Origin of the sequence: Trichococcus flocculiformis (assembly GCF_900113645.1) — a bacterium.
GTDB classification, from domain to species: Bacteria; Bacillota; Bacilli; order Lactobacillales; family Aerococcaceae; genus Trichococcus; species Trichococcus flocculiformis.
Genome location: NZ_FOQC01000003.1, coordinates 116,269 through 138,359, shown reverse-complemented (window position 1 = coordinate 138,359; position 22,091 = coordinate 116,269). Strand labels below are relative to the sequence as shown.

Below are 22,091 nucleotides of genomic sequence, written 5' to 3'. Positions count from 1 at the left end.
TAGAGGTGAGGAAATGAAATTATTTCGTAAGCGTCCTTACATTCCGATAGCTCAAGTTCCCGCTTCAAAAGCAGACGATCAGAAACCGATCGTTCCTGAAGGCCTATGGGAAAAATGCCCGAATTGTCAAAAGACGATCTACAGCAAGGATTTAGGGAAAGATAAAGTATGCCCGCATTGTGCCTACAATTTCAGGATCCCGGCATACGAACGCATTTCCAGTATCGTTGATGAAGGTACTTTTGATGAATGGAATGCGCTCATGCCTGAAGAAAATCCACTGGCGTTTCCCGGGTATGAGAACAAATTGAAGATCGCCAAAGAAAAAACGGGACTTGACGAAGCGGTTGTAACAGGCGCGGCATTCATCAATAAGCATAAAGTTGCTTTGTGTGTGATGGATTCGAACTTTATCATGGCAAGCATGGGGAAAGTGGTCGGTGAGAAATTGACACGTGCATTTGAACGTGCAACGGTTGAAAAGCTCCCGCTCATCGTCTTCACGGCTTCAGGCGGTGCCAGAATGCAAGAGGGCATCATGTCCTTGATGCAGATGGCTAAAGTCAGCGTTGCAGTCTCCAATCACAGTAAAGCAGGACTTTTGTACATCACAGTCCTGACCGATCCGACAACTGGGGGCGTAACGGCCAGCTTTGCAATGCAGGGGGATATTATCCTAGCTGAAACAGGGGCGACTGTCGGTTTCGCCGGCAAGCGCGTCATCGAACAGACAATCAAAGCAAAATTACCAGAAGGCTTCCAGACAGCTGAAAAAGTGCTGGAAAACGGCTTTATCGACAAAATAGTAGCCAGAAAAGATTTAAGGAGAGCATTGCAGCATTTATTGCTGTTGCATGCTCCTGCAGAAAAGGCGGGTGAAGTGCAGTGAAGGATGTCAAAGAAATTATCACCTCTGCAAGAAGCATCTCCCGTCTGACGGCGACAGAAATGATCCATGCCATTTGTGAAGGCTTTGTTGAATTCCACGGCGACAGAAAGTTCGGTGACGACCCTGCTATCGTCGGTGGGATCGCATTGTTGGATGACATGCCGGTAACCGTCATCGGAACCCAAAAAGGCCATGACGTGACTGAAAATGTCTACCGGAATTTCGGATCCCCGCATCCGGAGGGCTACCGCAAAGCGATCCGTTTGATGAAACAGGCGGAGAAATTCAATCGTCCGATCGTTACTTTCATCAATACCTCAGGCGCCTTTTGCGATGTCGATTCTGAAGATCGAGGCATCGGTGAAGCCATCGCTGAGTCGCTTTTGGTGATGAGCCAATTGACGGTTCCTTTCATCGCCATCTTTATCGGTGAGGGAGGCAGCGGCGGAGCCTTGGCGCTGGCAATGGGCAACGAGGTATGGATGTTGGAGAATACCATGTATTCTGTCCTGTCACCGGAAGGCTTTGCTTCCATTTTGTGGAAAGATTCTTCACGATCCGATGAAGCAGCCAAAGTAATGAAGTTGACGCCTGATGATCTCTTTTCATTGGACGTCATCGACAAAATCATTATGGAAACCCGTAGGAAAGTGGCCCGTAAATCGGATGATGTCATGCTGGAACTGAAGCAGGAATTAAGTGCCAAGCTGAAAGAGCTGAAGCAACTGACGCCAGCTGAATTGGTCGAGCAACGCCAGAAACGATTCCGGAACTATTGATCAATGAACGATTATGGACCGCCCACACAGCAGCAGCTGTGCGGGGCGGTTTTTTTCGCGTTCGCTTTTGTGTTATAATGACCTAACAGGAAAATCAGCGTAGATTGGGGTGATGGAAATGGGAGATAAAATTATTTTTCCATTAAATTACGAAGGATACTTGAAAAAGGGACTATTGGCATTTGAAGAGGGGAATCTGCAGCTTGCGGAAGAATGGATCGGCAAGGCTGTTGCCATCAAAAAGACGGACGATATGCTCCCGCTGTACCTCATGTTGTTGCAAGAGACTGATCAAACAGAGAAGTGCCTGGAGATGATAACCGAAATGCGTCCGGATATTGCTTCCGCCATTTCGGTCGACGACATTGATTTCCTTTACTTGAAAGGCTTATTGCATTCCGGATCATTCGACATGGCTCGTGAACAAATCGAAGCACGCAAAAATACTTTCGGGCTTTCGATGGAACATCAATTTGCTTTGGAGCAATTGGAGGCTGAAGTCGAGAAAGCTGAACTGAAGAATTTGGAAAAAAAACTAAAAAGAAGTTCAGAAATCCTCCAAGCTGAAAAAAACATCGATACGCAACCGTTCCACAAGCAGCAGACATACGCGCAACAATTGAAGGAATTGGAGGATGACCAATTCGGCAAGATAGCGCAACGCTTACTCATGAATAATAATCTCCATCGGATGCTCAAAACAGAGATCATTCATCAATTTCTTGCGCGTGGGCTCCATCCGAAGGTAGCTGTCAGGTTGGACGGAAGCGAAGAAAAATTGGACCTGGCTGGATTGGTCCCCTTGATCGAGTCAAAGACGTACAAAGAAGGAATGGCGTATATCCGTGAAGAAATCGCCAATAAAAATCCGACTGTGGCAGATGCCATGGAAAATGCCTTTTTCATGCAGTTGTCCCTTCTTTATCCGTTCGAAGCCAGGACCATACTGTCCGTTTCGGAGTGGTTGGAGGTGGTCTACCGCATTTACAATGGGATCGGATCGACGGGCGAGCCGAGCGAAAATAAAATCCGCGATGAAATTGATCAATTGGAAAATAAGCTGGCCGAATTTTTTGGTTTTTTTGAATAAGTGCCAATGAAGCTATCAGAATAATTGACTCTATAGGGATTCCTCTCTATAATGAGGGTAACCCGTCTTTGTGAAAGCAGTTCCAAAGAATTGAGTGTTTAAGGAGGATGTACAATGGAATTTGGCAAAGTAAAGTGGTTCAATAATGATAAAGGGTATGGTTTTATTGAATTCGACCAACAGGATGACGACATCTTCGTACATTTTACCGGTATAGCTGGAGAAGGCTTCAAAAGACTTGAAGAAGGGCAACGCGTTCAGTTTGATATCGCTGAAGGCGTAAGAGGACCACAAGCCACTAATGTGATCGTCGTGGCAGAATCATAAACAAGTACAGTAAACCGCAAAGGTGAGGAGAATCCGTTCAGGATTTTCTTTCACCTTTGTTTTTTGGGATGTGGAACATTTGATAAAATTATTTGTGGATGGGGCGGCCACCGGAAAAGAAGGGTATGCTGCCATTGGGATTTTGATCGTTGAGGACGGTGTACAAGAGCAAATAGGCCTGCCTTTAGAGGGCAGGATGGATAATCATCGGGCTGAATTCGAAGCGCTTCTGCATGGCTTGCGCCACCTGAAAGCGCAAAACAAACAAGACCAACTCATTTTTTGTTATACGGACAGCAAACTTGTTGCCGAGTCGATCAGGAAAAAGTATACAAAAAAAACGGAACACAAATTGTATCTGGAAGAGACCTTGCAGGAATTGGCTGCGTTCACGAATTTTTACTTGGAATGGATTCCGGAAAAGGAAAATAAAGGAGCCAATAATCTCGCAAAAAAAGCACTCTATCAGCTCACGAAAAAGAACAAATGAGTAAGCTTGAGATTTTTCGGGAATATGAAAAAATAAAGCAGTCCGGACGAACCCGCATCAGCGAGGAGTCCGGACTGCTTTTATTTATTTGAAAAAATTATTTTTCTTTGGTTTCGCTGGCATCAAGTTCTTTTTTGACTCTCGGCGGGCGCGTTCCCCAATATTGGAACAGATCGGTACGCAATCTGCCGTTGTAGAGTTTGCGTTTTTTCGTAGCTCTTTCGCCGTAAAATTCTTCGAAAAGCAATTCGCTCGTCAGAATGTACTTGCTCCATGTCTTCAATGGGCGGAAAACTTGGCCCATCTCTTTGTAGAGTATCTCGATCTCTTCCTGATCGGAAAGACGCTCACCGTAGGGCGGGTTGCAGACAATTGTGCCGTATTCCTTGGTAGTCGTGAAGTCGGCCAAAGCCAACTGTTTGAAAGTGACATAATCCGCAACGCCTGCTTTCTCGGCATTGCTCTTCGCGATGGCGATGACATGTGGATCGATGTCCGAACCGCCGATATCCAACTTCACATCGAAATTCGCGGCAGCTTTGGCTTCATTGCGGATACGATCCCACATACCTTCTTCAAAAATGTTCCACTCTTCGGAAGGGAATGAGCGCTTCAAACCAGGCGCGATATTCAAGCCGATAAGAGCTGCTTCAATCGGAATCGTGCCGGAACCGCAAGTCGGATCATAGAAGGGGCGATCAGGGAACCAATTGGTCAACATCACCAAAGCGGCCGCCATATTTTCCTTCAATGGTGCGCCACCTTTTTCGGAACGGTAACCGCGTTTGAAAAGACTGGAACCGCTTGTGTCAATCGTCAGGATCACTTCATCCTTGTTGATGGCCACTTCAATCGGATAAAGTGCGCCGGATTCAGGCAAACGGGTACGACGGTGATAGTATTCGCTCAGACGGTTGACGATGGCCTTCTTTACGATCGCTTGGCAATCGGGGACACTGTACAAGGTCGATTTTTGTGATTTGCCGGAAACAGGGAATTCTGCATCCATCGGTAGGATTTGTTCCCACGGCAAAGCTTTCGTTTGCTCGAAAAGATCATCGAAGGTTTTTGCTTCGAATTTGCCGAAAACGATTTTGATGCGGTCAGCGGTGCGCAGCCACAGGTTGGTGGTGATGATGTCCGCTTCCGTACCGGTGAAGTAGGCCTTGCCGTTCTCTACTTGGACATTGTAGCCCATTTTTTTCAGCTCATTGCCGGTGATTGCTTCGATGCCGCTTGCGGCCGTAGCCATTAGTTGATAAGTTTTCATTTAGTGCTCCTTATTGTTTTGCCTTAGAAATTGCCGGATAATGCACGAAAAATGGGACAAAAATTAGCTTGTCCCATCCTCGATCGTATTCTTTTTGAAGAAAAAAGCCTGATTTGTAAATTTCTGTAAGCCATGTTCTGTCACGCCATCGGAGCCAGGCCTCTGATGGCGGAGGTAATTATCTATCTGCATTTCTGCCTCTTTCCCTCGTTCATTTCCTTGGAAAGAGTGCCCCTACCAAAGTTTGGGTTGCTCGCTCGAGGGGTTTACCGCGTTCCACCAGAAAGGTTTCCCCGTCTGCTTCGTCACTGTGGCACTTTCAAGAATACTCAGGCATAGGCAGAGCCCTTAGCCTTTTTTTCTGCCGTCAATCTCTCGATTGCCTTAGCTTATTGTTTCGCTAAGCACGAACACTACAAGCATCTCAGCTTGTGCGAGCATGGACTTTCCTCAGCCTCCATGAAGGAGACCGCAATTACCCGAAATTTACAAATGTCTATTGATGCTAGTTTGCTTCTTCGTTGGTTTCATCTAATTTTGAACCGAATACATGTTTCTCCAAGTTGGAAAGGCGTTTCAGAATATCAAAATTCGTTACACCGCTGCCGACTGATGATACATTCGATTGGGTCGGCTTAGCTAAAACTGCTTGCTTCGTCAACTCATCCACACGGCTCATCAAACGTTCATTTTCGCTTTGAAGATAAGAAAGGTCTTTTTGATAAGATTCATAATCTCTTATGATCATATCCAGATATTCATCAACTTCTGCAACATTATAGCCTCTCATAGCGCTTTTGAATTCTTTTTGCAGAATATCTTTAGTTGTTAGATTTTTATCTGCCATATTTGCACACCTCGTTAGTTGTCCTTGTTACCTAAACAGTATAGCATAAAAAAGTAATATTAATAAGCAAATATTCTAATCAACATCATATCAGGCTTTTCGCATAAACTCAACTTAATTTTTTCTTGCTTCAGCCGCGGATCATAAAGCCTCTGCGTAAATGGAAAGCTTAATATGGCAAGGCTCCTTGAAAATTGATGATGATGTATTGCTTGTCGCCCGATTTAGTGGTTGTGATGGATAAATTTTCATTAAGAACCGGCTGCTTGCCGAATATCTCCAATAGAAAACTCTTGAAGACCTTATCCGTTTTAGCTTGCAGGACCTCTTTGAAGAGTTCGCTTTTTATGGCCGGATCGATACCATCCTCAAAAATGATTTTTTCATCTGCTGTGAGATAGTCCTCAGCCAATAGTATTTCAGCCCTACGACCGAACGGAATCTGGATTTTTAAGCAGTCTTTGTATTCTTCTTTTTGGTAATCACGTGCGATGCGCGCGACCAAGTAATCGATGGATTGTCTGATCTCTGAGTGTTCTGTCATGAAATATCCCTCCAACTTTTTGCCTAGACTAAATATATCATAAACCGGATCTTTTAGAAATCGTTCCCTCAATAATCCGGGGCTGATTTTCACTAAAATAATTTGCTGATGCATAGCCCGGAATATATCTTTTTCTCATTATTTGCTACAATGGATGGAGAGCATCATCCGGAGGCGGCACAGAACCAGTAAAGATCAGCCGAAATGAGGGCACGAGGAGGAAGAGAATGAACAAAAGTATGATCGACAAACTCCACGAGGAACTGGAAGAACAACACTTGCCTTGTGAATGGCGATTGGAGTGGCATAAACCGTTCCATACAGTCGAAATTGTGTTATTATTAGAAGTCAGTTATCCTCCAGACAATAGTATTTCTGACATATTTGGCCACTCGAATCACGAAGATCGGTTCATTTTTGAAGATTCTGTTTTGTTTTATGATCGCGCGTCTTCAAAAATCAAAACGGAGGAGTATTTAACGGGTATCCCATTCGATCGGAAAAAAGGGATTCAGGGAGGATTGGCGGAAGCGGTCGTTAAGAATATTCGCTTGACGGTCGGAGAAGCAAACACTAAACTCAGGGATTTTCTGAAAGACGAGGGTGAGTCCAGCTTCGAATTGCATTGGAATGAGCTGAATTTTATGCAGACAATCGAAACACTGAAGGAATTAGGAAGATTTGATGAAACGTATTATCGTTATCCTTGATGGTAGGAAAGGTGAATGTAAATGGAATGGAATGAAGTGAAGGTTGTGACTGCTACCGAAGCAGTTGAGGCTGTATCGAATATATTGATGGAAGCTGGTGCGAAAGGTGTCGCCATAGATGACGAATTGGACTTCGTCAATCTTCAGGACGACGGTTTCGGGCAAATAAAGGAGGAACGTGCGTTGCCTGAAGAAGGGCATGCCGTTTATATCATGGCTTATTATCCGAACAACGCGGGTTTTCAGGACACTGTGTTGTTCATCAAAGAACAGCTGGCGGAACTGGAAAAGATCGATCTAAAAATCGGGAGGAATGAGCTGCAGATCAACGAAGTGAAGGAAGAGGATTGGGAAAACTCTTGGAAAGAATATTTCCATCCGATTCGCTTGACCCGCTTTTTGACGATTGTACCTTATTGGGAAGAATACACACCTGAAGATGAAAAAGAAATGCTGATTCAATTGGATCCAGGCATGGCCTTCGGTACCGGCACGCATCCAACCACGCGTCTGTCCATCGAAGCACTCGAAGCAGTGATGCGGGGCGGCGAAAAAGTGATCGATGTTGGTACCGGATCGGGCGTTTTGAGCATCGCAGCCAAGGCAATGGGCGCAGACACTGTCTATGCCTACGATATCGACGAAATCGCAACACGCGTCTCCAAAGAGAACATTGCTTATAATGCTTATGCTTCGGACGTCATCGTCAAAGAGAACAACCTGTTGGTAGGGATCGCTGATCAAGAAGCGGACATCATCGTTGCGAATATCTTGGCGGAAATTCTTCTGCTGTTGCTTCCTGATGCCTACAAGAATCTTAAGGATGATGGCTATTTCATCCTTTCGGGCATCATAGAATCGAAGAAAGCGGAACTGATCGCTGCTTTGATCAGCAATGGCTTTGAGATCGAACAAGAAAAGCAAATGAAGGATTGGGTTTGCCTGATCTGCACTAAAAACCTGGAGGATTGAAGCATGCAACGATATATCATTCCGCCGCTGACAAGAGATTATCAAACGCAGCCGATCATTTTGTCGGATGATTTCCATCACCATATGGTGCATGTGATGCGCATGAAGCAGGGGGAGCAAGTATATTTGGCCGACAATTCAGGCATTTCGTTCGTTGCGGAGCTCATTGACATATCCGCAAATACGGTCAGTTTGAAATGGGTGGCTGATGAAGACCGTTCAACGGAACTTCCGGTCAAGATTACGATTGCCTGCGGTTTGCCGAAGGGCGACAAGCTGGAATATATCGTACAGAAGGGTACAGAGTTGGGCGCGGCAGCCTTCCTGCCTTTCGCAGCAAAAAATGCGGTTGTGAAGTGGACAGCGGACAAAAGCGCAAAAAAACAGCAGCGCCTGCAGAAAATTGCGAGAGAGGCCGCGGAGCAATCGCACCGCCAAAAAGAGCCTTTTGTGCATCCTGTGCACAACCTCAAAGAGTTGTTGGCGGAAGCGGAAAAATACAGTAAAGTATTGATTGCCTATGAAGAGGATGCAAAGGTCGGTGAGGGCAGCATCTTGGTGAACACACTGGGAAATCTTGAACCAGGCGATTCTTTGTTGTTTGTATTTGGTCCTGAAGGCGGATTAGCGCCGGAAGAACTGGCGGCGTTCAGACAAGCCGGTCATAAGAGCTGTGCTTTGGGACCGAGGATTTTGCGGGCCGAAACAGCCCCTTTATATGCGTTGGCGGCAGTATCCTATGAAATGGAATTAAGAAAAGGAGCGGATAAAAATGGTTGAAAAATTAAATAAGTATATCGATCACACATTATTAAGACAAGATGCGACAGAGGAGGAAATCAAAGCCCTTTGCGAAGAGGCGAGGGAATATGACTTCAAGTCCGTCTGCGTGCAACCCTACTGGGTCAAAAAGGTGGAAGCTTTCCTGACTGGCTCGGATGTGCTTGTCTGTACGGTCGTTGGGTTTCCGCATGGTGCCAATACGGCTGAAGTGAAGACTTTCGAAGCGAAACAGGCGGTCCAGAACGGTGCTGATGAAGTCGATATGGTCATCAACATTGGCGCTTTGAAGGATGGCGATTATCAGACTGTCGAACATGAAATCGCAGCTTTGGTCGAAGCCGTAAAAGGCAAAGCGATCCTGAAGGTCATCATTGAGACCTGTCTGTTGACCGATGATGAAAAAGTTATCGCTTGCCAGTTGGCCCAAAAGGCTGGTGCCGACTTTGTCAAGACATCCACCGGCTTTTCAACAGGTGGTGCAACTTTGGAAGATATCGCACTGATGCGTAAAACTGTCGGTCCCGTGATGGATGTGAAAGCAAGCGGTGGAGTGCGCACGTACGAAGACGCCTTGGCGTTCATTGCAGCCGGCGCGACTCGTTTGGGCACTTCCAGTGGCAAGAAAATCGTCGAAGGTTGGCTTGTGGTCAGATAAATGCATGGGGTGCTCCGTTTGCATCCGAATAATTAAATGATCAAGGAACCTTGAATGACTGCTTTTTTTATGAAGCTGTCCTTCAAGGTTTTTTATAGTGCATAAAGCTCGTGAACCGAGGATAATTGTTGATGGCGCATCGTTCCGATTTAAAGTATAATAAAAGGAAATATTCATTTTATTTATGGAACAGCGTATGTTCGGTATTGGTTCCGTCTGAGAATGGAACTGCAGTAAGGAAATACATAATCTTAAAGAGTCAGGAGTGACAACATGCCGAAAATCAAAACCTATTCACCTGAAGAGGTTGTGCAGCTATGCGCGGAATATATGAATGAAACCCACGTGGCATTTGTCCAAAAAGCGTGTGATTTTGCCCGGGAGGCTCATAGCGGACAGATGCGGAAGTCCGGTGAGGAATACTTCGTTCATCCGACTCAAGTCGCAGCGATATTGGCAGATTTGAAATTAGATCCAGAAACGATCGCAACGGGATTTTTGCATGATGTTGTGGAAGATACAGAATTTACTTTGGATGATATCGAACGGGAATTCTCCAAAACCGTCGCCATTCTGGTGGATGGCGTTACCAAGTTAGGGAAAATCGAATACAAGTCGCATGAAGAACAACAGGCTGAAAACCACCGCAAAATGTTGATGGCCATGGCGAAGGATTTACGGATCATCATGGTGAAACTAGCGGACAGATTGCACAATATGCGGACATTGAAATATCACAAGCCGGAAAAACAACGGACCATCTCAAATGAGACTTTGGAGATATATGCACCCTTGGCCCACCGCCTGGGGATGAACCGGATCAAATGGGAATTGGAGGATACGTCGCTCAGGTATTTGAATCCACAGCAATATTACCGGATTGTTCACTTGATGAACAGCAAACGCGATGAACGGGAGCTCTACATCAAGGAAACGATCAACAAAATCAAAGACTCAATCGATGAATTAGAGATTGAGGCCGACATCTACGGCAGGCCGAAGCATATCAACTCCATTTATCGGAAAATGAAGGACCAAAAGAAACAATTCACGGAAATCTATGATCTTTTGGCTATCCGCGTCATCGTCCATTCCATCAAAGACTGTTATGCCGTTTTGGGTGCTATTCATACAAAATGGAAACCGATGCCGGGTCGGTTCAAAGACTATATCGCCATGCCTAAGGCGAATATGTATCAGTCGCTGCATACGACAGTTATCGGGACACAAGGAACGCCAGTCGAAATCCAAATCCGGACAATCGAAATGCACCAAGTCGCGGAGTACGGGGTTGCGGCTCACTGGGCATACAAAGAGGGTATCACCAAAAAAATCGATCCCGATAAGATGCCCCATCAGATCGATTGGTTCCGTGATCTGATCGACTTGCAGGATGATTCCAAGAACGCTAGTGAGTTCGTCGAAAGCGTCAAGGAGGATATCTTCAAGGACAAGGTTTATGTCTTCACTCCGAAAGGCGATGTCGTCGAATTGCCATCGGGTGCCGGCCCTTTGGATTTCGCCTATAATATCCATACTGAAATCGGACATAAAACCATTGGGGCAAAAGTCAATGGCAAGATTGTCCCTTTGAACTACAAACTGCAGAATGGCGATATCATCGAAGTGATGACATCACCGAACTCATTCGGTCCGAGCAGGGACTGGGTCAACTTGGTTTCTACCAGTAAGGCAAAAAACAAAATCAAACGCTACTTCAAGCTGCAGGACCGTGATGAACACGTCATCAAAGGCCGCGATATGCTGGAAAAACAACTGACGGAAATGGAATTTTCACCAAAAGAATTCCTGACGAAACAAGCAATCAAAGATTTATTGAATCGCTTCAATGTCAATTCAGAGGATGATCTGTATGCAGCCATCGGGTTCGGTGAATTGTCCGCGTTTATTGTATCCAACCGTTTGACCGAGAAAGCACGCCGGGAGCGGGACAAACACAAAGCGGAACAACAGTTGGACACAATCGAGCAAAAAACGAAAAAAGACAACCCTAAAATGAAGATCCGCCACGAGGGCGGTGTAGTCATTCAAGGTGTAGATAATCTGCTCATCCGCATCAGCCACTGCTGCAATCCGGTCCCAGGAGATGAAATTGTCGGATACATCACAAAAGGGCGCGGCATCTCAGTCCACAGGAAAGATTGCCCGAATGTGCAGGTATCGGGAGAACATGGCAATCGGCTGATTGAAGTCGAATGGGAGGATACCGGCACGTCCACTATCGATTACGAAACCGAGTTGACAGTAGAAGGCTATAATCGCTCCGGCCTCTTGAATGAAATTCTGCATGTGGTGAACACAATGACCAAAAATCTCAGCAGCGTCAACGGGAAAGTCGACAGCAATAAGATTGCGGTCATTACGGTGAAAATTGGAATTCAGAATTTGAGTCAACTGGACAAAATCGTTGATAAAATAAAAAATATTCCGGATGTGTACACAGTCAGAAGGGTCATATCCTGATTAATCAAAGTGAATAGAGGGAATATATGCGTGTAGTTGTGCAGAAAGTGACGGAAGCAGCCGTCTTGGTCGGTGGGGAAATCATAGGAGAAATTGGTAAAGGCTTCATGCTTTTGGTCGGTATCGGTAAGGAGGATGCGCAAGAAGATGTGTGCTACATTGCTCGTAAAGTTGCGAATCTCAGGGTTTTCGAGGACGAAGAGGGGAAAATGAACCGTTCTTTGAAGGATGTGGGTGGGGACATTCTTTCCATATCCCAGTTCACTTTATTCGCTGATACCAAAAAAGGCAATCGTCCAAGCTTCATCAATGCGGCCGCCCCCGAAACCGGCGAGGCGCTCTATCAAGAGTTCAATGAACGGTTAAGAGCTGAAGGATTCTCAGTGGCGTCCGGTAAGTTCGGGGCGCACATGGCGGTTTCTTTGGTCAACGATGGACCTGTAACCATAATCATCGATTCCAAAAATAAATAACAGAGTCTGCAGCTTGAACCATTGGCGGTTCAAGCTGCAGACTCTGTTTTTTTGATGGCTAGCTTCACGGGTTAGCCCTTCGGAAAGAAGAATAAGGAACCTCTTGTCTCTGCGAGCCAAGGATACTATTCGACTAACCTGCTGATGCAGGAAGTCTCTTAGCATATTGCGCTCTACGATGCTCAGTTGCATGGGAGTCTTAGGGATTCATCCCTTAGACTCCCAGTACAAGGTGACCGTAGGGAACGTTGCGGAGCACGATTTCCTAAATTGTCATGACTCTTGCGATTTCAATCGCTTAGAGGCATGATATACTTGACCGATTAGGTCACAGTGTTTCCTTACTCAGGGCTGAACGAACCCGTTCCGCTTTCTTATTGGAAATATTCGGTCAATGCTTGGTAGATGCTTTCTGCCACCAGCGAGCGATAGTAGTCGGAATTGAAGGTCTTGACGTCGGATTCGTTGTTCATATAGCCAAGTTCCAACAGCAAGGCCGGCTGATCATTTTCGCGTGTAACCAGGAAATCTCCGAACTTGGATCCGTTGTCCTGCAACGGCAAGGTGTCAGCCAGGTGATTATCGACCAGATTGGCTAACGGGATATCCTCATCTGCGTAATAATAAGTCGTAAAGCCAGTCACTGAAGTACCGCTTGCGGTGGAGTCGTAATGCAGACTGATGAATAAATCAGCATTGTTGACATTACTCATTTCTGCGCGATCTTCCAAAGTGACATAGATGTCCGAGGTGCGCGTCAATATGACGTTGGCTCCGGCACTGCGTAATTTTTCCGCCACAGCTTGAGCGGTTTTGAGTGTGACTTCCTTCTCATAAATATAAGTACCTTCCGCACCCGGATCTTCTCCTCCGTGGCCCGGATCAATCACGATTGTCGCTTCTGCAAGCGTGGTGGTCGATGACGCAGTGACTGGCGCACCGAGTGATTCGGATGTTTCCACCAACCAGGAGGCGACGTAACCTTCCTTGTTTCCCTCATATAGGATCTTATAGAAATCACCGGATTCGCTGATCAGTTCGTACTCTTCGCCTTTTTCGGCAATGAACAGGATATCGCTGCCTGTCGAAGCACTGCTGCGGACATTTACGCCATCCATCGTGATGATCGCTTTCGGATTAGTGTCGTCTGCAACAACGGCAGTGGTATCGACTGTTTCTGGCGCCAACTGAATACTGCCTGGTGAAATTTCGATCAGCTCAGACAAAATCCAAGCAACTTTATTGTTGTATTGGATTTGGCTCCAACCGTTTTCTTCGTATAATAGGGCGAATTTTTCACCTGCAATAGCCGTTCCGACGACTTCAGATGTTTCATTGTTCTCCTGCCGGATATTGGCGGAGGGTACAAGGACCGTTGCCAGCAATTCGGAGGTTGCCGCGATTTCGGTATTGTTGATCAGCCAGCTTGCTACCCAACCGATTCTTCCATCCGATAACCGGACTTTATACCATTCGTTCTTATCCGCTAAAACGTTGACAGAGGATCCGCCTTGTATTTGCGTCATAATATCGTAAGATAAGCCCGGACCGGACCGGACGTTTACGATGCTGGCGGAGATGCTGACCGAAGTATAGTTGGCTAATGCTACCGTACCGAAGGAGCCCAATCCAACAAATAGCAAAACAAGCATCAAGAAGAACAGATGTCTATTTTTTCCGATAGTTTTCACTGATTGTCTCCTTTCTGGTTTGGGATGCATAAAATTTACAAAAATTGTTCAATTCTTCTATCATTATAGCAAAGATACGTTATCCAATGCAAAGCCTTTTCAGAAATTATAAAGTTGTGCTGTATCTGGACAGGGGGGAAGTACATCAAGATGAAAATATGATGAAAACAGTATTGACAATTCGAAGCTTATCTTGTATCGTTAAGGAAATTATAAATGTCCAGTGAAGATCGAAGTAGAATAGATTGGTTTGATTCAGAGAGGATTGCCGCGGCTGAGAGCACTCCCAAACGTTTATTTGAAAGACAGGTTGGAGGATTAATAGTGAAAAGCTATTACGCCACGAACGTTACTCGTTAAAGGAAAGCTATGCTTTCGAATAAAGGTGGCACCACGTCTGACTAATCGTCCTTTTCCATGATGGAAAGAGGGCTATTTTTTTGCTTTTTTTCAGACAAAAAACAGTATGAAGCGAAAGGAATGGTTATAAAAATGATACAAAAACCAAAAGGGACTGCTGACATATTTTTGCAGGAAGCAGAAATTTGGCAATATGTGGAAGAGACAGCCCGAATCTTATTGCATGACTATCAATTTTCGGAAATCCGCACGCCGATGTTTGAAAGTTATGAGTTGTTTTCCAGAGGCGTTGGCGATACGAGCGATATCGTATCGAAAGAAATGTATGATTTCTTCGACAAAGGCGAACGCCATATCGCATTGAAGCCAGAAGGAACAGCCCCGGTGGTTAGGGCTTATGTTGAGAACAAACTGTTCGGTCCTGAACATCCAAAACCGCTGAAAGTCTATTACATCAGCCCGATGTTCCGCTACGAAAGACCACAAGGTGGAAGAATGCGACAATTCCACCAATTGGGTGTGGAAGTTTTCGGAAGCGTGAATCCGGCGACCGATGTCGAAACAATGGCATTGGCATGGGATATACTGAAGGAATTGGAATTGAGCGATCTGAAATTGGTCATCAATTCTTTGGGGAAAACTGAAGACCGGATCAGATACCGCGAAGCGCTGATCGCCTACCTAGAACCGTTCCATGATGAACTGAGCAAAGATTCCCAGACTCGTTTACATAAGAATCCGTTGCGCGTGTTGGACAGCAAAGACAAGCGCGACAAGGAAATCGTTGCCCAGGCACCAAGCATCTTGGAGTTCTTGTCGGATGATTCAAGGAAACATTTTGAGGCGGTTCAGGAAATGCTTCAGGCATTGGAAATTCCGTTCACTATCAACAGCAATATGGTCCGCGGACTCGACTATTACCAAGACACTATCTTTGAAATTATGACTTCGTCCGCAGTCTTCGGAGCCGAAACGACCATCTGCGGCGGTGGCCGCTATGATGGCTTGGTTCAGGAAATCGGCGGGCCGGAGGTTCCTGGATTTGGCTTCGGAATGGGCTTGGAAAGGCTGATCCTTTTGATCAAGGACCAGCAAGTCGATGTGCCAAAATTATCCGAGTTGGATGTTTATGTGGTCGGTCTGGGAGAAGCTACGAACATCGAAACCTTGAAATTGGTCCAAAATGCGCGCCAAGCAGGGTATTCGGCGGATCGAGACTTCCATGACCGCAAAGCCAAAGCCCAATTCAAAACCGCTACGAAAAATGGAGCCAAAGTGGTCCTGACAATCGGCGAGAATGAATTGAATAATAAACAGGTGCAATTCAAAGTGATGTCAACCGGCAAAGAACAGACTTTATCATTGGCTGAAATTTATGCTGATTTCGATAAAGTGTACAAAACACAGACAGCCGATATGACGGCTTTTAATGAATTTTTTGGAAAAGAAGACTAGAAAATACAGAAGAGGGTAGTGAAAATGGAAAGAAGAACAGAGTATTGCGGATTATTGACAGAAGCATCGGTTGGGCAGACTGTCGTCGCCAATGGTTGGGTAAACAAAAGAAGGGACTTGGGTGGATTGATCTTTATCCATCTGCGTGACCGTGAAGGCATCGTCCAAGTCGTTTTCAACACGGAATTCAGCGAAGAAGCCTTCCGTATTGCAGAAACGATCCGTGGAGAATATGTCCTGCAAGTCAAAGGTAAAGTAGTCCTACGTGAAGAAAATCAAATTAATCCGAATATCGGTACAGGAACGATCGAAATTGAAGCGGAATCCGTGGAAATTTTGGCGAAAGCGAAAACACCGCCGTTCTATATCGAAGGCGATCTGAACGTATCGGATGAACTGCGCATGAAATACCGCTACATTGATTTAAGAAGAGACAAAATGATGAACAACATGAAAATTCGCCATCAAACGACGCGTACTGTCCGTAATTATTTGGATGACTTGAATTTTATGGATATCGAAACACCATATTTGACGAAATCGACTCCGGAAGGTGCGCGTGACTATATCGTTCCATCCCGTGTCCACCAAGGCGAATTTTACGCACTGCCACAATCGCCGCAACTGTTCAAACAGATGCTGATGGGCGCTGGATTTGACCGCTATTACCAGATCGTTCGTTGCTTCCGCGATGAAGATTTGCGCGGTGACAGACAGCCAGAATTTACGCAAGTGGATATCGAAACAAGTTTCCTTTCTGCTGAGGAGATTCAGGAAATTACCGAAAACATGCTTCAAAAAGTCATGAAGGACGTTCTGGGCAAAGATATTCCGGCTCCATTCCCTCGCATCTCCTATGATGAGGCGATGAACCGTTTCGGCAGTGATAAGCCGGATACTCGTTTCGCGTTGGAACTGATCGACATGAACGAATTTGCGAAAACTTCTTCATTCAACGTATTCAAAGCAACAAGTGAAAGCGGCGGACAAGTCCGTGGCTTGAACGTTAAAGGTAAAGCCGATGCTTATTCACGCAAAGACATGGATAACCTGATCGAGTACGCCAAACAATACGGCGCAAAAGGCATGGCTTGGATGAAAGTCGAAGAAGATGGATTGAAAGGCGCCGTGGCGAAATTCTTTACCGAAGACAGCGATGAATTGATCAGACTGATGGATGCTGAGCCTGGAGACTTGCTTGTGTTTGTTGCTGATAAAAAAGAAATCGTCTATCAAGCGCTTGGAGAGTTGCGTCTGAAGTTTGGCCGCGATCTTGATCTGATCGATAAATCCAAATTCGCTTTCGTTTGGGTTGTGGATTGGCCATTGCTTGAGTACGATGCGGACGCAAAACGTTACACTGCAATGCACCACCCATTCACTCGTCCGAATGATGAAGATCTTAGCAAATTAGCCGAACATCCGGAAGAAGTTTATGCGCAAGCCTATGATATCGTCCTGAACGGTTATGAGATCGGCGGAGGCTCGTTGCGTATCCACACAAGAGAAGTACAGGAGCAGATGTTTGCGGCACTTGGTTTCAGTAAAGAAGAGGCTGAAGAGGAGTTCGGTTTCTTGATGGATGCATTCGATTACGGGTTCCCACCTCATGGGGGCATCGCTTTAGGGTTGGATCGTTTGGTCATGTTGTTGGCTGGTGAATCGAACATCCGCGAAGTGATCGCGTTCCCTAAAAACGGGAAAGCTTTCGACCCGATGACGAACGCCCCAAGCGAAGTAAGCGCAGCTCAGTTGAAAGAATTGAGCCTGAAAATCGCCTCTTTGGACTAACCTTGGATTAGCAATTGAACTAAAAAGAGCATCTGATGGTAATGAAAACAGGCCTTATGATACAATAATCGTATCATAAGGCTGTTTTTTTTCGTCTGTTGCTTTGGATTAGGCGGAATTGCTTTTTAGGATAATACACAATAAAAGGGTGAAGATATGTTAAAGATAGGTTCACATGTTTCTATGGGGGGCAAAAAAATGCTGTTGGGTTCAGCAGAGGAGGCAGCGTCATACGGTTCTTCGGTATTTATGATTTACACAGGCGCTCCGCAGAATACCCGGAGAAAAAGTGTCGATGAGATGAATATTCCGGAAGGAATGGATTATATGGCGAAGCATGGTCTGGTCGAGTTGGTCGTCCATGCACCCTACATCATCAATTTGGCGAATACAACGAAACCGGATCATTTTGAATTTGCGATCGGATTTTTGCGCGAAGAAATCGTGCGGGCGCAAGCGCTTGGTGCAAAACAAATCACGTTGCATCCAGGTTCGCATGTCGGCGCAGGTTCTGAGATAGGCATCAAACAGATCATCAAGGGCTTGAATGAAGTGCTGGAGCCTAGTCAGACAGCGCAGATTGCATTGGAAACGATGGCCGGAAAAGGCACAGAGATCGGCCGGACGTTTGAAGAGCTGGCTGCCATCATGGATGGGGTAGTCCATAACGACAAACTTTCGGTGACGTTGGATACGTGCCATACGAATGATGCGGGCTATAACGTCAAAGAGGACTTCGATGGTGTGTTGGAAGAATTCGACCGCATCATCGGCCTGGAACGTTTGAAAATGATTCATGTCAACGACTCAAAAAACGAGAGAGGGGCCCACAAAGACAGACATGCGAATATCGGGTTCGGCACCATCGGCTTCGAGACTCTGAATAAAATCGTTCACCATCCGCAACTGCAGGATTTGCCGAAAATATTGGAGACGCCGTTCGTGGGCGAGGACAAAAAGAACAAAAAGGCGCCTTACAGATTCGAATTGGATATGCTGAAGTCGCAGACATTCAATCCGGGCTTATTGGAAGACATATTGAACCAGTAAGAAATACATCTTTGGATGGATGCGGTTTTGTCTGGAATCAGGGATAATTATATACAAGCACAAAATAAATGAATGAAGGAGATGGGAAGATGAAAGGTTGGTTGAAAGGCTTAATTGGTGTTTTTATTGCAGTGTTGTTGTTGGGAGTGCCATTGATCAGCTCTTATAATGGTTTGGTGACTGAGGAAAGCAATGTCGATGTGCAATGGGCGAATGTGGAAACCAAGCTCCAAAGACGTTATGATCTGATCCCCAACTTGGTGGAATCAGTAAAAGGAGCCATGGAACAGGAACAGGAAGTGTTCGGCGCAATCGCTGATGCCCGTGCCAGAATCGGCAGTGCCCAAACGACCGAAGAACAGGTTGCCGCCAGCAACGAAATGGAATCTGCACTTTCGCGTCTGTTGGTGATTGTCGAGAACTATCCGGAATTGAAATCGAATGAGCAGGTGACGGCTTTGATGGATGAGTTGGCGGGCACAGAAAACAGAATTTCTGTCGAAAGGGATCGATACAACGAATCTGTGCAACAATACAACAACAAAGTCAAACGCTTCCCTGGGTCGCTCATGGCCGGACTTTTCGGATTTGATGAAAAATCTTATTTTGAAGCAGTCAGCGGCGCTGAAACCGCACCTAGTGTAGATCTGAATACAGATGACGAATAATTGAGGGGTTGAGGATGCTTTGTTTCAAATGAGAAAAAAGGTGCGATGGCAACTACTTTTGGTTTTGGGAGCATTCTTCTTTTCGATGATGTTCGCACCATCCAAAAACGCGCAGGAGTTACCAGATCCGACTAGCGAATTTTATGTCTATGATCCAAGCGGTACGCTCTCCGAAGAAACAAAAACATTCATCATGAGTGTGAATGAGCAGTACGAATTGACCGAGGAGAAACCTCAGGTTGTCGTGGCAGTGGTTGATTCACTGGAAGGCGAGACAATCGAGGAGTATTCTGTCGATCTGTTTGAAAAATGGAAAATCGGTCAAGCGGATGCTGACAATGGTGTACTGATTTTGTTGGCTCTGGAAGAAAGGGAAATCCGCTTCGAAATCGGGTATGGTCTGGAAGGTGCCCTGACGGACAGTAGAACGGGCAGAATTCTGGATAATCATCTGGAGTATCTTTCGGCCAATGATTTCGATGGTGGCCTGAAAGAAATCTTTACGGAGGCGGCAGTTGTCATCAATCAGGAGTATCAATATGATGATGAAGTGATTTTCTCCGGTTATCCTGTCAATACGACGCAATATGTGGAGGACGATTCGTCGTTCTTCGCATCCCTTATCCAATTCCTGTTTATTCTTTTGCTGTTGTCCTTCTTTTTTGGTGGCAGAGGCGGTCGCGGTGGACGTGGTGGTGGAATGAACCCGTTGTGGTGGTTGCTTCTTAGTGGAGGCGGCGGGAGCAGTTACCGCGGTAACAATCATCGTGGCGGATATGGCGGAGGCGGATTTGGAGGCGGTGGATTTGGTGGTGGTGGCGGCTTCGGAGGCGGCGGTTCTTCCGGAGGCGGTGGATCCAGCAGAGGGTTCTGACCAAACTGCCCGGCTGCAAAATAGAAAAAAGAAGAGGGCCCGAATGAATCAACGGGTTCTCTTCTTTTGGTTTTACGGAATGATGGTTGTATCGGAGATTTCGATGCTGCTCATGATGATCGCGGCTGTTTCTTCTATAGAACGTTTGGATACATTGATGACAATGCAACCCAATTTGTTGTACAAATCATACGCATATTCCAATTCAGCCCGGATACGATCCATGTCCGAATAGATGGTTTCAGGCGATAATCCGTAGGCGATCATCCGTTCTTTTCGGAAATTATTCAACACCTCGGCATCATTGGTCAATCCGACGATTTTCTTCGGATCCACTTGCCAAATCTCTTCGGGCACTGAGGCTTCCGGCATAATCGGTAAGTTTGCTACTTTGATGTTTTTGTTTGCCAAAAACATGGAAAGTGGGGTTTTTGAAGTGCGCGAAACGCCCAGCAGGACGAGATCCGCATCCAAAAAGCCTTTTGGATCTTTTCCGTCATCATATTTGACAGCGAATTCGATAGCGCTGATCCGGTTGAAATATTCGTCGTCCAGACGGTGCAAAGCGCCCGCCCTCTTGAGTGGCAGTTGTCCCGTTGCTTTGGAAATATCCTTGACCAAGTCTTTCAGTATGTTATAGCAAGGCAAATTCTCTGCTTCGCAGAAATCGTCTGTGAACTCACTCAAATTTTCGACGACCAAAGTATGGATGACAAATGCTTTAAGCTCTTTGGCCTCTTTCAATACTGGCTCCAGATCCTTCATTTTTCTGATGAACGGATAGTGATACATATGAACTGTCAGTGATGGGAATTGCGCCAAGACTGCCTGAAGGACTTTCCTGGCCGTATCTCCCACTGAATCGGATATAATGACAAAATGTAGGTCCTGTTGCTCTTGTTGTTCCATATAATTTCATCCTTCCTGAATCTTAATCATTGCATTCTCACTAATAATATACTATAGTCAATTTGAAAATGATAGAGTCGGGAGGGAAAATGATGCCAGTAGATACCGTAACAATTGCACTGCAGCGATTAAAAAAGCACGGTTATAAATACACTCAAAAAAGAGAAGATATCATTACTGTCTTTGTGGAGGAGAACCGCTACCTTCCGGCAAAAGCAGTTTTACAGGCTTTGGAGGATGAATATCCGACACTCAGCTATGATACGATATACCGCAATCTGTACACTTTTGTTGAAGTTGGAATCTTGGAAGAAACAGAATTGAACAACGAAAAACTTTTCCGGATCACTTGTCTGCACGAGGGACACCATCATCATCACTTTATTTGTCAACAATGCGGAATGACGATTGCTTTGCAGATGTGTCCGATGGATTTCTTCGAGCAACAGTTGGAAGGATGCCAGATTTCTTCCCATCGCTTCGAAATATTTGGTGTTTGCAAGAACTGTCTGACTGCCGGATAGCGCGAAAGTCAGTACAGAAAACTCAGGTTTATTCTGATGGTAGAAATCCTATTGTTGTTTTACAATAAAACGTTGCAATTGCTTTCTTCTATGATATAATATCAAAAGAACAATTTCATTTTGATTACTTGCTTTCAAAAGGAAACGTTACTTTTAATGCTCGGAGGGAGGGAATATTTAATGTCAAAAACAGTTGTTCGTAAAAACGAATCTCTTGATGATGCTCTTCGTCGCTTTAAACGTACTGTTTCAAAAACTGGAACTCTACAAGACGCACGTAAACATGAATTTTATGAAAAGCCAAGTGTGAGACGCAAGAAAAAATCTGAAGCTGCCAGAAAACGTAAATTCTAACAGTCAGATGCTCACATTCTAAAATTCTTAGAGACTTATCGATAAAGAATGGGATGATCTCCGTATCATTCCATTTTTTTGTCGTTCTGCAGAATCACCTTG

General features: G+C 45.4%; 23 protein-coding genes and 1 other RNA gene. 18 read left to right on the top strand and 6 right to left on the bottom strand.

Annotation, left to right across the window (positions count from 1 at the left end; all coding sequences use genetic code 11):
• Positions 1 to 13 precede the first annotated feature (13 nt).
• The 5 genes from accD to BMZ71_RS02550 all read left to right on the top strand — a co-directional run bounded on the left by accD (position 14) and on the right by BMZ71_RS02550 (position 3,575).
• Positions 14 to 889 carry an acetyl-CoA carboxylase, carboxyltransferase subunit beta gene (gene accD, locus BMZ71_RS02570; RefSeq protein WP_086988061.1) on the top strand — a complete coding sequence of 292 codons (876 nt, stop codon included), beginning with the start codon at positions 14 to 16 and terminating at the stop codon, positions 887 to 889.
• Positions 886 to 1,668, top strand: coding sequence for an acetyl-CoA carboxylase carboxyl transferase subunit alpha (accA, locus tag BMZ71_RS02565; RefSeq protein WP_068559692.1), 783 nt, complete (start codon positions 886 to 888; stop codon positions 1,666 to 1,668). The genes accD and accA overlap by 4 nt, the downstream gene beginning before the upstream one ends.
• Positions 1,669 to 1,786: 118 nt before the next feature.
• Positions 1,787 to 2,758: a hypothetical protein gene (locus BMZ71_RS02560; protein ID WP_086988060.1), complete on the top strand. Its 972-nt coding sequence runs from the start codon at positions 1,787 to 1,789 to the stop codon at positions 2,756 to 2,758.
• A 114-nt stretch (positions 2,759 to 2,872) separates the two neighbouring features.
• The gene (locus tag BMZ71_RS02555) at positions 2,873 to 3,085 is read left to right on the top strand and encodes a cold-shock protein (protein ID WP_086988059.1); all 213 of its coding nucleotides are present in this window, start codon (positions 2,873 to 2,875) and stop codon (positions 3,083 to 3,085) included.
• Between the two features lie 79 nt (positions 3,086 to 3,164).
• Positions 3,165 to 3,575: a ribonuclease HI family protein gene (locus BMZ71_RS02550; protein WP_177187463.1), complete on the top strand. Its 411-nt coding sequence runs from the start codon at positions 3,165 to 3,167 to the stop codon at positions 3,573 to 3,575.
• A 97-nt stretch (positions 3,576 to 3,672) separates the two neighbouring features.
• On the opposite strand, the gene BMZ71_RS02545 is transcribed toward BMZ71_RS02550, so the two are convergent.
• The 4 genes from BMZ71_RS02545 to BMZ71_RS02530 all read right to left on the bottom strand — a co-directional run bounded on the left by BMZ71_RS02545 (position 3,673) and on the right by BMZ71_RS02530 (position 6,236).
• Positions 3,673 to 4,845: a THUMP domain-containing class I SAM-dependent RNA methyltransferase gene (locus BMZ71_RS02545; protein WP_068559684.1), complete on the bottom strand. Its 1,173-nt coding sequence runs from the start codon at positions 4,843 to 4,845 to the stop codon at positions 3,673 to 3,675.
• Positions 4,846 to 4,966: 121 nt separating this feature from the next.
• An RNA gene (rnpB, locus tag BMZ71_RS02540) (RNase P RNA component class B) lies at positions 4,967 to 5,332 on the bottom strand.
• A gap of 18 nt (positions 5,333 to 5,350) precedes the next feature.
• Positions 5,351 to 5,692, bottom strand: a complete 342-nt coding sequence (gene gpsB, locus BMZ71_RS02535; RefSeq protein ID WP_068559682.1) for a cell division regulator GpsB — start codon at positions 5,690 to 5,692, stop codon at positions 5,351 to 5,353.
• A gap of 169 nt (positions 5,693 to 5,861) precedes the next feature.
• Positions 5,862 to 6,236 (bottom strand): hypothetical protein, encoded by a 375-nt coding sequence (locus tag BMZ71_RS02530; protein ID WP_086988057.1) that lies wholly within the window; start codon positions 6,234 to 6,236, stop codon positions 5,862 to 5,864.
• Between the two features lie 227 nt (positions 6,237 to 6,463).
• On the opposite strand from BMZ71_RS02530, the gene BMZ71_RS02525 reads away from it, so the two are divergent.
• The 6 genes from BMZ71_RS02525 to dtd all read left to right on the top strand — a co-directional run bounded on the left by BMZ71_RS02525 (position 6,464) and on the right by dtd (position 12,313).
• Positions 6,464 to 6,946, top strand: a complete 483-nt coding sequence (locus BMZ71_RS02525) for a DUF3013 family protein (protein ID WP_086988056.1) — start codon at positions 6,464 to 6,466, stop codon at positions 6,944 to 6,946.
• 21 nt (positions 6,947 to 6,967) lie between these two features.
• Complete coding sequence (gene prmA, locus BMZ71_RS02520; RefSeq protein ID WP_068559675.1) at positions 6,968 to 7,918, top strand: 50S ribosomal protein L11 methyltransferase; 951 nt, start codon at positions 6,968 to 6,970, stop codon at positions 7,916 to 7,918.
• 3 nt (positions 7,919 to 7,921) lie between these two features.
• On the top strand, positions 7,922 to 8,698 hold the full coding sequence (locus BMZ71_RS02515; protein WP_086988055.1) for a 16S rRNA (uracil(1498)-N(3))-methyltransferase: 777 nt from the start codon (positions 7,922 to 7,924) through the stop codon (positions 8,696 to 8,698).
• Positions 8,691 to 9,356: a deoxyribose-phosphate aldolase gene (gene deoC / locus BMZ71_RS02510; RefSeq protein WP_086988054.1), complete on the top strand. Its 666-nt coding sequence runs from the start codon at positions 8,691 to 8,693 to the stop codon at positions 9,354 to 9,356. The genes BMZ71_RS02515 and deoC overlap by 8 nt, the downstream gene beginning before the upstream one ends.
• 273 nt (positions 9,357 to 9,629) lie before the next feature.
• Positions 9,630 to 11,840, top strand: coding sequence for a RelA/SpoT family protein (locus BMZ71_RS02505; RefSeq protein ID WP_086988053.1), 2,211 nt, complete (start codon positions 9,630 to 9,632; stop codon positions 11,838 to 11,840).
• A gap of 26 nt (positions 11,841 to 11,866) precedes the next feature.
• Positions 11,867 to 12,313 carry a D-aminoacyl-tRNA deacylase gene (gene dtd / locus BMZ71_RS02500; RefSeq protein ID WP_086988052.1) on the top strand — a complete coding sequence of 149 codons (447 nt, stop codon included), beginning with the start codon at positions 11,867 to 11,869 and terminating at the stop codon, positions 12,311 to 12,313.
• A gap of 374 nt (positions 12,314 to 12,687) precedes the next feature.
• On the opposite strand, the gene BMZ71_RS02495 is transcribed toward dtd, so the two are convergent.
• Positions 12,688 to 14,004 (bottom strand): N-acetylmuramoyl-L-alanine amidase family protein, encoded by a 1,317-nt coding sequence (locus BMZ71_RS02495; protein ID WP_245734368.1) that lies wholly within the window; start codon positions 14,002 to 14,004, stop codon positions 12,688 to 12,690.
• Positions 14,005 to 14,496: 492 nt separating this feature from the next.
• Between BMZ71_RS02495 and hisS the strand changes: the two genes are divergently transcribed.
• The 5 genes from hisS (at position 14,497) to BMZ71_RS02470 (ending at position 20,202) form a co-directional block, all read left to right on the top strand.
• On the top strand, positions 14,497 to 15,819 hold the full coding sequence (hisS, locus tag BMZ71_RS02490) for a histidine--tRNA ligase (protein WP_068559833.1): 1,323 nt from the start codon (positions 14,497 to 14,499) through the stop codon (positions 15,817 to 15,819).
• Between the two features lie 24 nt (positions 15,820 to 15,843).
• Entirely contained in the window at positions 15,844 to 17,610 is a 1,767-nt protein-coding gene (gene aspS / locus BMZ71_RS02485; protein ID WP_086988050.1) for an aspartate--tRNA ligase, read from the top strand.
• 156 nt (positions 17,611 to 17,766) lie between these two features.
• Positions 17,767 to 18,660 (top strand): deoxyribonuclease IV, encoded by an 894-nt coding sequence (locus BMZ71_RS02480; protein ID WP_068559662.1) that lies wholly within the window; start codon positions 17,767 to 17,769, stop codon positions 18,658 to 18,660.
• 89 nt (positions 18,661 to 18,749) lie between these two features.
• Positions 18,750 to 19,328, top strand: coding sequence for a LemA family protein (locus BMZ71_RS02475; protein WP_068559660.1), 579 nt, complete (start codon positions 18,750 to 18,752; stop codon positions 19,326 to 19,328).
• 28 nt (positions 19,329 to 19,356) lie between these two features.
• Positions 19,357 to 20,202, top strand: a complete 846-nt coding sequence (locus BMZ71_RS02470) for a TPM domain-containing protein (protein ID WP_068559658.1) — start codon at positions 19,357 to 19,359, stop codon at positions 20,200 to 20,202.
• 72 nt (positions 20,203 to 20,274) lie between these two features.
• Here BMZ71_RS02470 and BMZ71_RS02465 read toward each other — a convergent pair whose 3' ends face one another.
• Positions 20,275 to 21,111 (bottom strand): pyruvate, water dikinase regulatory protein, encoded by an 837-nt coding sequence (locus BMZ71_RS02465; RefSeq protein WP_086988049.1) that lies wholly within the window; start codon positions 21,109 to 21,111, stop codon positions 20,275 to 20,277.
• 89 nt (positions 21,112 to 21,200) lie between these two features.
• Here BMZ71_RS02465 and BMZ71_RS02460 point away from each other — a divergent pair, with 89 nt between their 5' ends.
• Both BMZ71_RS02460 and rpsU read left to right on the top strand, forming a co-directional pair.
• Positions 21,201 to 21,635 (top strand): Fur family transcriptional regulator, encoded by a 435-nt coding sequence (locus tag BMZ71_RS02460; RefSeq protein WP_281242304.1) that lies wholly within the window; start codon positions 21,201 to 21,203, stop codon positions 21,633 to 21,635.
• 180 nt (positions 21,636 to 21,815) lie between these two features.
• Positions 21,816 to 21,989: a 30S ribosomal protein S21 gene (rpsU, locus tag BMZ71_RS02455; RefSeq protein WP_068559653.1), complete on the top strand. Its 174-nt coding sequence runs from the start codon at positions 21,816 to 21,818 to the stop codon at positions 21,987 to 21,989.
• The last annotated feature ends 102 nt before the right edge of the window (positions 21,990 to 22,091 follow it).

Excerpts from the sequence above, each read along its gene's own strand:
- BMZ71_RS02515 (WP_086988055.1), top strand. The coding sequence starts at position 7,922 with ATGCAACGATATATCATTCCGCCGCTGACAAGAGATTATCAAACGCAG.
- BMZ71_RS02460 (WP_281242304.1), top strand. The coding sequence starts at position 21,201 with ATGATGCCAGTAGATACCGTAACAATTGCACTGCAGCGATTAAAAAAG.
- BMZ71_RS02475 (WP_068559660.1), top strand. The coding sequence starts at position 18,750 with ATGAAAGGTTGGTTGAAAGGCTTAATTGGTGTTTTTATTGCAGTGTTG.
- dtd (WP_086988052.1), top strand. The coding sequence starts at position 11,867 with ATGCGTGTAGTTGTGCAGAAAGTGACGGAAGCAGCCGTCTTGGTCGGT.
- BMZ71_RS02465 (WP_086988049.1), bottom strand. The coding sequence starts at position 21,111 with ATGGAACAACAAGAGCAACAGGACCTACATTTTGTCATTATATCCGAT.
- BMZ71_RS02480 (WP_068559662.1), top strand. The coding sequence starts at position 17,767 with ATGTTAAAGATAGGTTCACATGTTTCTATGGGGGGCAAAAAAATGCTG.
- BMZ71_RS02530 (WP_086988057.1), bottom strand. The coding sequence starts at position 6,236 with ATGACAGAACACTCAGAGATCAGACAATCCATCGATTACTTGGTCGCG.
- gpsB (WP_068559682.1), bottom strand. The coding sequence starts at position 5,692 with ATGGCAGATAAAAATCTAACAACTAAAGATATTCTGCAAAAAGAATTC.
- accD (WP_086988061.1), top strand. The coding sequence starts at position 14 with ATGAAATTATTTCGTAAGCGTCCTTACATTCCGATAGCTCAAGTTCCC.
- deoC (WP_086988054.1), top strand. The coding sequence starts at position 8,691 with ATGGTTGAAAAATTAAATAAGTATATCGATCACACATTATTAAGACAA.
- aspS (WP_086988050.1), top strand. The coding sequence starts at position 15,844 with ATGGAAAGAAGAACAGAGTATTGCGGATTATTGACAGAAGCATCGGTT.
- hisS (WP_068559833.1), top strand. The coding sequence starts at position 14,497 with ATGATACAAAAACCAAAAGGGACTGCTGACATATTTTTGCAGGAAGCA.
- BMZ71_RS02470 (WP_068559658.1), top strand. The coding sequence starts at position 19,357 with ATGAGAAAAAAGGTGCGATGGCAACTACTTTTGGTTTTGGGAGCATTC.
- BMZ71_RS02545 (WP_068559684.1), bottom strand. The coding sequence starts at position 4,845 with ATGAAAACTTATCAACTAATGGCTACGGCCGCAAGCGGCATCGAAGCA.
- BMZ71_RS02555 (WP_086988059.1), top strand. The coding sequence starts at position 2,873 with ATGGAATTTGGCAAAGTAAAGTGGTTCAATAATGATAAAGGGTATGGT.
- BMZ71_RS02525 (WP_086988056.1), top strand. The coding sequence starts at position 6,464 with ATGAACAAAAGTATGATCGACAAACTCCACGAGGAACTGGAAGAACAA.
- BMZ71_RS02560 (WP_086988060.1), top strand. The coding sequence starts at position 1,787 with ATGGGAGATAAAATTATTTTTCCATTAAATTACGAAGGATACTTGAAA.
- BMZ71_RS02505 (WP_086988053.1), top strand. The coding sequence starts at position 9,630 with ATGCCGAAAATCAAAACCTATTCACCTGAAGAGGTTGTGCAGCTATGC.
- prmA (WP_068559675.1), top strand. The coding sequence starts at position 6,968 with ATGGAATGGAATGAAGTGAAGGTTGTGACTGCTACCGAAGCAGTTGAG.
- rpsU (WP_068559653.1), top strand. The coding sequence starts at position 21,816 with ATGTCAAAAACAGTTGTTCGTAAAAACGAATCTCTTGATGATGCTCTT.